The organism is Bifidobacterium samirii (assembly GCF_003952945.1).
Taxonomy (GTDB): domain Bacteria; phylum Actinomycetota; class Actinomycetes; order Actinomycetales; family Bifidobacteriaceae; genus Bifidobacterium; species Bifidobacterium samirii.
In genome coordinates, this window is sequence record NZ_QXGK01000010.1 from 72,580 (window position 1) to 84,380 (window position 11,801).

Consider the following 11,801-nt stretch of genomic DNA (forward strand, 5'->3'; position numbering starts at 1 on the left):
CGTGTCGGCGGGCGGCGGCGCGAGAATGGGGTCATGAACGAACAGATCATCCATAATCCCGTCATCGACACGCTGCTCGACCGCCGTTCCATCCGCGCGTTCAAGCCCGGCCCGCTGGGCGACGACGTGGTCGCCACGCTGGAGCGCGTCGCCCAGCAGGCGCCGTCCAGCCAGTATCTCAACGACTGGTCGGCGATCCGCGTCGCCGATCCGGCGCTCAAGGAGCGGCTGGCGGCGATCGGCGGCCAGCCGTACATCGCGACCGCGCCGCTGCTGTACGTGTTCGTCGCCGACGAGCATCGCAACACGGCCATCGCCGCCGCCAAGGGCGTCGACCCGGCCGGCGACGCGTTCACGCTCGACGGCAGCTACCGGTTCTCCCAGGCGCAGAACGACGCGGTCCTCGCCCTGCATGCGATGGAGACCGCCGCCTATTCGCTCGGTCTGGGCTGCGTGGTCCTCGGCTCGCTGCTCAACGACGTGGACGGGCTCGTCGATGCGCTGGGACTGCCGGCACTCACCTATCCGGTGCTGGGTCTGGCGATCGGCGAACCGGATCAGGAGCCGGCGCTCAAGCCGCGCATGCCGCGCACGATGCAGTTCTTCGAGGACGCGTACCCGGCCGACGACGCTTCGCTGCTCGCCGGGCTACCCGCGTTCGACGAGGAGGTGCACCGCTACTACGACCTGCGCAACACCGACCGTCCGGTCGACGCGTTCAGCGACCAGATCGCCGCGAACGCCGTCGCCCCGATGAACGGCCGCGTCGTGCGCGACTCCGCCGCCAGGCAGGGCTTCCATCTCGACCGCTGACGCGACGACGTGTCGGGGTCCGACGGGTGCCGCCCCGCACGTCGGTGCCCCATACAACGTCACAACGCTCGCGCAACCGACATGGCTGCGCGAGCGTTGTGACGTTTAAGACATCCGAAACGTCACATTGCTCGCGCAGACCCGTCGATTGCGCGCGCGTTGTGACGTTTCGGTCCGGTTGAGGCCGATGATCGAGGCCGCCGAGTGCGGCCGTACCCACTGCCATCAGCGCATCGCGTCGATCTGCGCGCGGATCTTGTGCAGCCGTGCGTAGATCTCGTTGCGCGTCTGCGGGTCCTTGGCGCGCGCATGGTCGCGGGTGAGCTTCGCCTCGTCGGCCTTGAGCCGGGCGAGCAGGTCGCGGGCGGCGAGCCGTTCGTCGAGGCGCGCGCCGTCGATGTCGTCGAGGAGCGCCTGCGCGCACAGCGAATCCCACAGCTCGTCCATCGTGTCGCCGAACGGTTCGAGCACGCTCTCCCCCGCTGGCCTCCACGCGCCCGCATACACCTTGGTGACGGGGATGTGCCCGGCGCGCACCGGCACGTTGCGTCGCACCGCGAACGCGCACTCCTCACGCACTGTCCCCTCATGCTCGGTCTCGCGGATGCACGCGAACACGATGCCGGAGCGCCGCTGCCCGGCGATCAGATCGACGATTTCGGCGGGAATGTCGCGCATGCCCGCCGCCAACCGCAGTCCGATGACGAGGATTTCGGGGACCTTGCCGCTTCCGGCCGCGACGTGCGCGTTCGCGGGGCGCATCAGCGCGAGCATCACGATCGAGTCGATCTCGACAGCGAGCCGGTGGCGCAGTTTCGCGGACACGTTCCCCTTCGCGAACAGCGCCTTGGGCAGCGTCCCCTTCGCTTCGGGGATCGCCGTCGCGGCGCCCAGTCCCAGCGTGAGCGCAGATACGGTTCCGCAGTGCGCAGCGGTCATCGTCGACCTTCCTTTCGTGGGGTGCGGGCGCGCGGCCGGGCGTCGTCGCCCGCCGCTCACCCGTACGGTGGCTGCGTCCCACGCTACCACCGTCGTCCGTCCGACGATGGCAAGGACACCGCCGGACGGACCGGCGCATGCCGGTACAGAAGCGTCCTCAATGCCCCTGACTTCGCAACGGACGCGCAATCGACGGGCCTGCGTGCGCGTTGTGAAGTTTCAGATGCCCGTGACTTCACGATGAGCACGCGGCCGCGTCGATTGCGCGTCCGTTGCGAAGGTCCGGCTCAGCCGCGCCTGGCGCGCAGACGGAACGCGCACGCGAGGCTGACGAGCGCGACGGCGCAGATCAGCGTCATCGTGGCGAACGTCCACGTGCCGCCGACGGCGGTCGCGTGACGGAACGCCTCGCTGCCCTCCTCGCCGGCGCCGGCCTGGGCGACGCCGAGGATCGTGGAGAACAGGGCGGTGCCGGCCGCGCCGCCGAACTGCAGCGACGTGTTGAACACGGCGTTGCCGTCGGGCGTGAACGTGCGGTCGATGCCGCTGAGCGCGCTCGTCATGATGTTGGAGAAGCCGAGCGCGTAGCACAGGCCGAAGATGAAGTAGAAGCCGGCGAGCATCGCGGGCGTCAGGTGCATCGAGAAGACGAGCAGCAGGATCGGGCCGAGGATCGCCACGCAGAACGCGCCCATGATCGGGCGGGTCGGGCCGAAGCGATCGTAGAGCGTGCCGCCCACCGGGGCGAAGAACGCGCCGATCAGCGCGCCCGGCAGCACGAGCGCGCCGGCGACGAACGCGTTCGTGCCCAGCGACATCTGCGCGAGGTTGGTGATCACGTAGCCGAAGCCGATGCCCACCATCGGCAGGATCGCGTACGGCAGCAGGTGCAGCAGCACGACCGGGTCACGCAGCCAGCCGAGGCGGATCAGCGGCGAGAACGAGCGGTGCGACGACCATCCGAAGAACAGCAGCGAGCCGACGCCCACCAGCAGGCTGACGGCGGCGATCAGGCCGGATCGCAGCGCCGATCCGCCGGTCACCGCGGCGCTGACGGCCACGCCCGCCTGGTTGAGGAACATGATCAGGCCGCTGAGCGCGACCACAATCGCGACGAACTGCACCGGGTTGAGCCGCGCATCCTCGGTGGGGCGCTGCTGTTCGATGCAGCGCAGGCCCACCGGCAGCGACACGAGCAGGATGATCGGGATGACGATGACGAAGATCGCGCGCCACGGCAGCACGCTGGACACGGCGCCGCCGACGGTCGGGCCGATGGCCGGCGCGACGGTGATGACCAGCGAGCCGACGCCCATCAGACGGCCCACCTTGGAGCGCGGCGCCTGTTCGAGGATGATGTTCATCATCAGCGGCGTCGCCACGCCCGAGCCGACGCCCTGGATGACGCGCGCGACGAGGATCAGCGCGAACGAATGGCCGACGATCATCAGCGCTGAGCCGGTCACGGCCAGCACGACCGCCGCGAGGAAGATCGTCTTGAGGCGGAAGCGGCGCTTGAGGAACGAGGAGATCGGCATCGTGGCGGCCACAACGAGCAGGTAGATCGTGGTGATCCACTGCACGGTGGCGGTGTCGACGTCGAATTCGACCATGAGTTCGGGGAACAGGACGGTCATCACCGTTTCGGTGAGGATGCCGATGAACGCGAGCGATCCGACGGCGACGATCGCGCCGATCAGCTTGAGCGGGATGCGCTCGTCGGGCGCGGCGGGCTGCGCCGACGCGCCGCGGACGGCGGTCTGCTGCTGTGACATATGCACTTCCATTTCAATCAGATGGTTCGGTATGCCGTGTCCGACGTTTCCGGGAATGAAACGGGGCCGGCGGCGTGGAATTCGGCTTGCCAGCCGGCCAAGGCGCGCCGGCCCGTATGCGGGCATGCGGCGGGACGCCTTTCGACCAATCGCACACCTTAGTCAGCCATGCTGGACAAAGCCGGGCCTCCCCCACCGTGCCGGTCCGACGCCGGTCCGATGGCGATCCGACGGCGACCCGACGCCGGTCCGACGGCGATCGGCCCGCCGCTCAGTCCGCCGCGCCCAGCGTCAGTGCGACGTCGTCCAGAGAATGGTCGCGGCCGCCGTCGGCGAGGATGCGGATCGTCTCGTAGTCGAGGTCGCCGTCGGCGAGCGTGAGCCGGATGAGCCGGACCAGCAGCGCCCGCGTATCGTCGTCGAGCGCGTCCGGGGCGGCCGGATCGTCGGCATCGTCGAACGACGCGGACAGGGTGACGGTGATGTCGCCTTCGATCGAGCATGCGGCGTCGACGAGCGTCACCCGGCCGGCGGCGACGTCCGCGGCCGCCCCGCCGAGCCGGTCGGGCGGCGCGGCCAGCGTCTCGCGGACGGCGCGCGCGTACCAGTCGCGCCACGCGAGCCAGCGGATGTCGGGGATGAGCGTCCGGTGCGCCGCGTCCGTCCGTTGGACGGTCACCTGCCGGTACACCTGGTCGAAGTCGGTCTGCGAGATGAGCACGCCGGCGGGCAGGTCGGCGATGCGCCATTCGCCGTTCTCCATGACGAGCGTGTAGGCGAGCGTCTCGTCCCGCACATCGTCGTATACGGTGTACAGGCCGTGCCGGTCGAGCCGGCCGGCCACCTGCACGTCGACGGCGACGACGCTTTCGCCGCTGCCGTGGCTGCCGCCGACGGCGCTGCTGCGTCGCGTGAACCGGGGTTCGCCGATGATGACGGCCGCGGCGACGTCGCCGTCCCACGACGCGGCGTCGGCGGCGAGGAACATGCGTGCGGTCCGGTAGCCGTCGGATTGCACGCCGGCGGGCATCGCGTCGAAGAACCCTTCGACGACGACCTCCGGCGTCATGCCGTCGGACGGGCCGGAGGGCGCGGTGTAGATGCGCCGGTCGCGCGGTTCGGCCGGCGCGAGGGTCTGCACGGCGCCCGACGACGGCAGCGAGAACGGGCCGTCGCAGCCGGCGGCCGTCGTCAGCACGGCCGCCGCGATCGCGACGGCGGCGATCGCGCGGCGGATGCGGGCCGGCATCGGATGGGCCGCCCACGCCGGCATCGTCGGCATCGTCGTTCTACGCATCCGCAGCCTCCCGTCGGTCGTCGCCGGCCCCGTCGGCCCACCCGACGACGCACAGATCGTCGGACGCCTCGCCGGCGAACCGCATCGGCAGGAAGTCGGGCATGGGCTCGCCGGCGGACGGATCGCGCGGCAGGGCGAGCAGGAAGCAGGTGCCGTCGCCGGGGCGCGAGCGCACGTCGAGCGTGCCGTGGTGGAGGCGCGCGTCGGCGAGCGCGATGGACAGTCCGAGTCCGGTGCCGCCGGTGACGCGCGAGCGGGACGGGTCGGCGCGCCAGAACCGGTCGAACACGTGCGCGCACTGGTCGGCGCCCATGCCGACGCCGTGGTCGCGCACGCCGATCACGACGGCGGCGTCGCCGGCCGCGATACGCACGTCGATGGGATGTCCGTCGGCGAAGTCGATCGCGTTGGCGAGCAGGTTGCGCACGATGCGTTCGATGCGGCGTTCGTCGGCGCGCACGATCGCCGGCCCGGCGGGCAGGTTGACGCGGATCGGCACGTCCTTGGCGTCGGCGAGCGCGCGCAGCTGCGCGACGGCGCGGCCGACCGTGTCGCGCAGGTCGGCGTCGGTCAGGTCGGTCGTCGCGTAGCCGGCGTCGTAGCGGGAGATTTCGAGCAGGTCGGCGAGCATGTCCTGGAAGCGTTCGATCTGGCCGGACAGGAGTTCGATGGTGCGGCGGGTGGTCGGATCGTAGTCGTCGATGCGGGCGGCGAGCAGGTCGGACGCCATGCGCATCGTCGTGACGGGCGTGCGCAGCTCGTGGCTGACGTCGGAGACGAAGCGCCGCTGCATCGCCTCGGCCGCTTCGAGTTCGGCGATCTTGCGGTCGAGCGAGTCGGCCATGTCGTTGAACGAGCGTTGCAGGGTGCCGATCTCGTCGTCGCGGTCGATGCCGACGCGCGCGTCGAGGTCGCCGCCGGCGAGCGTCGCGGCGGCGTCGGCGACGTGTTCGACGGGGCCGACGATGCCGCGCAGTGCGAGCCATACCATCAGGCCGGCGCTCATGCTGAGCAGGATGGCGACGAGCATCAGGTTCGTCTGGATGCGTTCCAGCGCCGTCTGCTCGTTCTCGTACGTGTACAGGGCGAAGATGTCGAGGTCGCCGGCCGCAGGGAACCGGACGGCCGCGCCAAGCATCGCGCCCGGCGCGCTGATGCCGTCGCCGTTGGCGTCGAGTTCGACCGGCTGGTAGGAGACGCCGGCGTCCGTGTCGCCGGCCGCGGTGCCGGCCACGGCCTTGCGGATCGCGTCGGATACGAGGTATTCGTAGGTGATGTCGGTGGAGACGGGGATGAGGGTGCGCCCGCCGGCGTCGCGGCTCCAGATGTAGAAGCCGATGCGGTTCGACGCGCCCTTGCCCTGCATCGCGGCGGCCAGGTCGTTGACGATCCGCTGGCATGCGGCGGTGTCGGACGCATCCGTCCCGTCGAGGGTGAGCTGCGCGTCCTCGAGTTGGGCGGAGAAGTCGGCGTGAGCCTCCTGCGTGACCTGGGCGAGCAGGGACGCGCGCACCGCCGCCATCGACGCGGCGGCGAACACGACGGCCATGGCGAGCGACACGGTGACGACGGTCAGCACGGTGCGCGCCTGCAGCGAGCGCCGCACCCGGTCCAGGGCGAGCCGGTAGAGGCGCGGCGGGCGGATGGATCGCAGGAGCCGTATGGTATCGCTCATGACTGCGGGGTGACGAACCGGTAGCCGATGCCGCGCACGGTGGTGACGATCGCCGGATGCTCCGGATCATCCTCGACCTTGGCGCGCAGGCGTTGGATGTGCACGTTGACGAGGCGCGTGTCGCCGGTGTCCTCGTAGCCCCATACGCGGCGCAGCAGGTCGGGGCGTCCGATGGCCTCGCCGGCGCGCGACGCGAGTTCGGCGAGCAGTTCGAATTCCATCGGCGTGAGCGCGAGTTCACGGCCGCGTTTGACGGCGGTGTGCGCACGACGGTCGATGACGATGACTCCACGTTCGATGCGTTCGGGGCGGCCATCGGTTCCGCTGCGGCCGTCGCTCCCGATGCGGCCGGCCGATCCGGCGGCGTCGGCCGATGCCGCGGCGCCGGAGTCCGTGGCATCGGTACCGGGGACGACGGCTTCGTCGCCGGCCGTCCCCCATCCGGCGCCCGGCGCGGCGTACGCGACGCCGTAGGGCGCGGCGATGCGGAATCGTGCGCGGATGCGGGCCAGCAGTTCGGCGGTGCGGAACGGCTTGGCCACGTAGTCGTCGGCGCCGGCTTCGAGTCCGGCGACCACGTCGATCGTGTCCGACTTGGCGGTGAGCATGATGATCGGCACGTTGGAGCCGCGACGGATCTCGCGTGCCACGCCCACGCCGTCGAGGCCGGGCAGCATCACGTCGAGCAGGATCAGGTCGGGGCGCAGCGTGGACGCCAGTTCGACCGCGCGCAGGCCGTCCTGACAGACGACGGCGCGCAGTCCTTCGCTTTCCAGCACGATCGACAGCATCTCGCCCAGCGCGGGGTCGTCGTCGACGATCAGGATCGTCTTCGTCGGCGCACCCGCGTCGGCTTGCCCGTGGCCCTGCACCCGGTCCTGCATCATCGCCCGCTCCTTCGTCGTTTCCGTCAGCCTTCACATCCTATCAACAGCCGCGCGGGCGACGGTCATGCGTCTGCAACGTCCCGATCTCCGCTACCGGCCCGGCTTCCCGTCGTCCTCTCCGTGCAGGATCGCGCGGATCCGCTCCAGCCGCGGCCCCACCTCGCGCTCGTAGCCGCGGTCGTTGGGATGGTAGTATTCGCGGCCGCGCAGCTCCTCGGGCAGGTATTCCTGCGGGGCGACCGCGCCCGGCCAGTCGTGCGCGTACCGGTACCCCTCGTGGTTGCCCCACTCCTTCATGAGCTTGGTGGGCGCGTTCTTCAGATGCGCCGGCACCTGGCCGATTGCGCCCGAATCCACGTCGGCGAGCGCCTGGTTGATCGCGTTGTAGCTGGCGTTGGATTTGGGTGCGGTGGCGACGGCGATGGCCGCTTCGGCGAGGATGATGCGCGCTTCGGGCATGCCGATGAGCGCGACCGCCTGCGCTGCGGCGACGGTGACCTGGAGGATCTGCGGCGCCGCCATGCCGACCTCTTCGGCGGCGGCGATCATGATGCGCCGGGCGATGAACCGCGGGTCCTCGCCGGCGCGGATCATGCGGGCGAGGTAGTGGACGGTCGCGTCGGGGTCGGAGCCGCGCATGGATTTGATGAACGCGGAGATGACGTCGTAGTGGTCGTCGCCGTCCTTGTCGTAGCGGATGGTGGCGGCGTCCATGACGGTGGCGACGGTGTCGGCGGTGATGATGGGCCGGCGGGCGCCTTTGCGGCGCGCCTGGTCGCCGGTGGCCGCGCCGGCGGCCGCTTCGAGGATGGTGAGGGTCTTGCGCGCGTCGCCGCCGGCGAGCCGGACGATCTCGTCGACGGCGTCGTCGGTGATGCGCACCTCGTTCTTCAGTCCGTGGTCGCTGGCGACGGCTCGTTCGACGAGGGTCTTGAGGTCGGCGGGTTCGAGCGGTTCGAGCTTGACGACGACGGACCGGCTGAGCAGCGGTTTGATGACGGAGAAGCTGGGGTTTTCGGTGGTGGCGCCGATGAACGTGACGTCGCGGTTCTCGACGGCGGGCAGGAGCGCGTCCTGCTGGGATTTGGAGAAGCGGTGCACCTCGTCGATGAACAGGACGGTTTCGCGGCCGTCGCGCACGAGCCGGCGGCGGGCGCGGTCGAGCACGTCGCGCACGTCCTTGACGCCGGACGTGACGGCGGACAGTTCCTCGAACACGCGTCCGGACTGGCTGGCGACGATCGTGGCGAGCGTGGTCTTGCCGACGCCGGGGGGTCCGAACAGGATGACGGAGCTGGGTGCGGTCAGCGACGCCGACGCGGGGTTGGCGAGCCGGCGCAGCGGGCTGCCCTCCCCCAGCACGCGGCTCTGGCCGACGACGTCGTCGACGCTCGTCGGCCGCATGCGTACGGCGAGCGGGCGCGTGGTGCGCTCGTCGCCGTCCCCGTTCGCCTCGAACAGGTCGGGTTCGTCCATGGTTCCTCCCCTCATGTCCCGTCAATGTCGTCGGATCGTCGCCGGCGACCCGCGGCACGCCCGGGTTGCGTGTACAGAACGGCGGTTATTGTCCGACACGCCGTCCCCTGATCACGCAACCGCCGTTCCGTATGACCAATCCGGGCGTGTCGTGGGGTGCCGACGGCTGATGGCCGCCGGCACCCCACGACACGACACGCCAAACCCGGCGTCAGTCGCCGACGCGGTAGTCGACGAATACGACCTCGCCGTTCTCCTGGGTCGCGTCGAGGTCGACGACGCCGGTGATCGACCAGTCGTGGTCGCCGTCGGAGTCGTCGATGATCTGGCGCACCTTCCACACATGCTCCTTCCTCTCCAGCGAGTCGTCGAGGATGAACAGCTTGCCGGAGCGGGCGGCCGCGTCGATGCCCACGTATTCGTGCGCGTCATAGTAGTCGTCGAGCGCGTCCTCCCATTCATGCACGCCGTAGCCCCAGTCCTTGTCGAGGGCGCCGAGCTCCTCGGGCCTGTCGAGGTCCATGAGCTGGATGCGGCGGAACATCGCGTTGCGTACGAGCACGATGAGGCCGCGCCGGTCCTCGACGACCGCGTCGGGCGTGCCGGGCGCGGCGAGGTTGGCGGCCGCGGCCGACGCGTCCGCCGACCCGCCGGCGGACTCCCATTCGTCGACGAGGCTGGAGTCGATGGACCGGACGACGACGCGCAGCCACGAGATGATGTCGCGCAGGCGTTCGTCGCGCTTCTCGACGGGCACGGTGCGCGCAAGCGACCGGTATGCGTCGGACAGGTAGCGCAGCAGCGTGCCTTCGGACCGGGCGATGTTGTAGCGGGCGATGTAGCCGGTGAAGTCGGAGGCGGTCTCGACCATGTCGCGGATCACGGACTTGGGGCTCAGCCAGTAGTCGTTGGCCCACGGCACGTCGCGCCGGTACTGGGCGAACGCGGCGTCGAGCATGTCCTCGAGCGGCTTGGGGTAGGTGATCTCCTGGAGGCGGTCCATGCGCTCGTCGTAGTCGAGCCCCTCCTCCTTCATCGCGGCCATGGCCGCGTCGCGCGCCTGGCGTTCCTGCGCCTTGAGGACCTGCTTGGGGTCTTCGAGCGTGGCTTCGACCATGGAGATCACGTCGAGCGCGTACGTGTCGGATTCGGGGTCGAGCAGTTCGAGCGCGGCGAGCAGGAACGGCGAGAGCGGCTGGTCGAGCGCGAAGTCGTCGGGCACGTCCACGTCGAGGAAGTAGTCGCGGCCGCCGTCCTCGTACTCCTCCACTTCGATGACGTGCGTGTCGAAGAGGGTGGTGAAGATCTCGTCGGCGCGCGCGTGCAGCTGCTCCTTCTGGTCGGGCGTCTGCGCCGAGTCGTCGATGAGCCGGTCGACGCGCAGGCGTGCGTCGCCGCCCTGCGCGACCTCGTTGAGGACCATCGCATGCGTGATCTTCATGTGCGGCACGAGCGTTTCGGGAGCGGCGTCGATGAGCTTGTCGAACGTGCCCTGATTCCAGGCGACGAATCCTTCGGGCGCCTTCTTGCGCTTGACCTTCTTGAGTTTCTTCGGATCGTTGCCGGCCTTGGCGACGGCCTTGGCGTTCTCGATCTCGAATTCGGGCGCCTCGGCGATGACGAGGCCTTCGGTGTCGAATCCCATGCGGCCGGCGCGGCCGGCGATCTGGTGGAATTCGCGGGCGCGCAGCTTGCGCGTCTTCGATCCGTCGAATTTGGTGAGCGCGGTGAGCACGACGGAGTGGATCGGCACGTTGATGCCGACGCCGAGCGTGTCGGTGCCGCAGATGACGGGCAGCAGGCCCTGCTGGGCGAGCTGTTCGACGAGCCGGCGGTAGCGCGGCAGCATGCCGGCGTGGTGGATGCCGACGCCGGTGCGCAAGAGTCGCTGCAGGATCTTGCCGAATCCGGTGGTGAATTTGACGCCCTTGATCGCCTCGGCGATCGCGGCGCGCTGCTCCTTGCTGGACACGCCGGTCGAGGCGAGCGCCTGCGCGGTGTCGAGCGCGGCGTCCTGGGAGAAGTGGACGACGTAGATCGGCGTGGATCCTTCGCGGAAGGCGAGTTCGACGGTCTTCTCGAGCGGGTCGAGCGTGTACTCGTAGGTGAGCGGGACGGGTCGGGGCGCGTCGGCGATCACGTCGACGTCGCTGCCGGTCATGTCCTCGAGCCGGTCGGCGATCGAGTCGACGTTGCCGAGCGTGGCGCTCATAAGGAGGAACTGGGTGCGCGGAAGGGTGAGCAGCGGCACCTGCCACGCCCAGCCGCGTTCGGGGTCGCCGTAGTAGTGGAATTCGTCCATGGCGACGCAGCCGACATCGGCGCGCCGGCCTTCGCGCAGCGCCTGGTTGGCGAGGATCTCGGCGGTGCAGCAGATGATGGGCGCGTCGGCGTTGATGCGCGTGTCGCCGGTGATCATGCCCACGTTGTCGCGGCCGAACACGTCGACGAGGTCGAAGAACTTCTCGGAGACGAGCGCCTTGATGGGCGCCGTGTAGTAGGAGCGGCGGCCGGTGCACAGGGCGGCGAAGTGCATGCCGAGCGCGACGAGCGACTTGCCGCTTCCGGTGGGCGTGTTGAGGATGACGTGGTCGCCGGCGAGCAGGTCCATGATGGCCTCCTCCTGATGGGGCCATGGTTCGACGCCCTTGACGTCGGCCACCCAGCCGAAGAAGCGCTCGTAGATCTCGTCGGTGCCGATGTTGCGCGCGCCGTCGTCCCATGCCGGCGCCAGAGCCCCCAGGGAGCCGTAGTGTTCGTTGTCTGCCATAATGCCCTCCAGTCTACCCGCTGCCGTCCCGCCGCATCCGGCTCGACGTGCCTCACGTTTTTTGAGCGCGTAGGGTGTGGTGGTGCCTCATCGGGAATGAGCGCGAACGGTATCGGTCCTGTTTGGCTTGTCTTATGGAAGACAGGATCAGCATGGCGACGAAGCGGCA

8 protein-coding genes are annotated in these 11,801 nt (G+C 69.7%); 1 reads left to right on the top strand and 7 read right to left on the bottom strand.

The features are described from left to right. Positions 1-33: 33 nt before the first annotated feature. On the top strand, positions 34-813 hold the full coding sequence (locus D2E24_RS06160; RefSeq protein ID WP_125968449.1) for a nitroreductase family protein: 780 nt from the start codon (positions 34-36) through the stop codon (positions 811-813). 225 nt (positions 814-1,038) lie between these two features. Here D2E24_RS06160 and D2E24_RS06165 read toward each other — a convergent pair whose 3' ends face one another. From D2E24_RS06165 to D2E24_RS06200, 7 genes are all read right to left on the bottom strand, one after another. After that, complete coding sequence (locus D2E24_RS06165) at positions 1,039-1,752, bottom strand: DUF4391 domain-containing protein (protein ID WP_125968450.1); 714 nt, start codon at positions 1,750-1,752, stop codon at positions 1,039-1,041. Between the two features lie 287 nt (positions 1,753-2,039). Then, positions 2,040-3,527, bottom strand: coding sequence for an MDR family MFS transporter (locus tag D2E24_RS06170; RefSeq protein WP_125968451.1), 1,488 nt, complete (start codon positions 3,525-3,527; stop codon positions 2,040-2,042). A 271-nt stretch (positions 3,528-3,798) separates the two neighbouring features. Beyond that, the gene (locus D2E24_RS06175) at positions 3,799-4,809 is read right to left on the bottom strand and encodes an LpqB family beta-propeller domain-containing protein (RefSeq protein ID WP_125968452.1); all 1,011 of its coding nucleotides are present in this window, start codon (positions 4,807-4,809) and stop codon (positions 3,799-3,801) included. Positions 4,810-4,816: 7 nt separating this feature from the next. Next, entirely contained in the window at positions 4,817-6,499 is a 1,683-nt protein-coding gene (gene mtrB / locus D2E24_RS06180) for an MtrAB system histidine kinase MtrB (protein ID WP_125968453.1), read from the bottom strand. Beyond that, positions 6,496-7,386, bottom strand: coding sequence for a response regulator transcription factor (locus tag D2E24_RS10610; protein WP_277594754.1), 891 nt, complete (start codon positions 7,384-7,386; stop codon positions 6,496-6,498). The genes mtrB and D2E24_RS10610 overlap by 4 nt, the downstream gene beginning before the upstream one ends. Before the next feature lie 90 nt (positions 7,387-7,476). Continuing rightward, entirely contained in the window at positions 7,477-8,862 is a 1,386-nt protein-coding gene (locus D2E24_RS06195; RefSeq protein ID WP_125968454.1) for a replication-associated recombination protein A, read from the bottom strand. A gap of 211 nt (positions 8,863-9,073) precedes the next feature. Next, complete coding sequence (locus D2E24_RS06200; RefSeq protein ID WP_125968455.1) at positions 9,074-11,632, bottom strand: DEAD/DEAH box helicase; 2,559 nt, start codon at positions 11,630-11,632, stop codon at positions 9,074-9,076. Positions 11,633-11,801 lie beyond the last annotated feature (169 nt).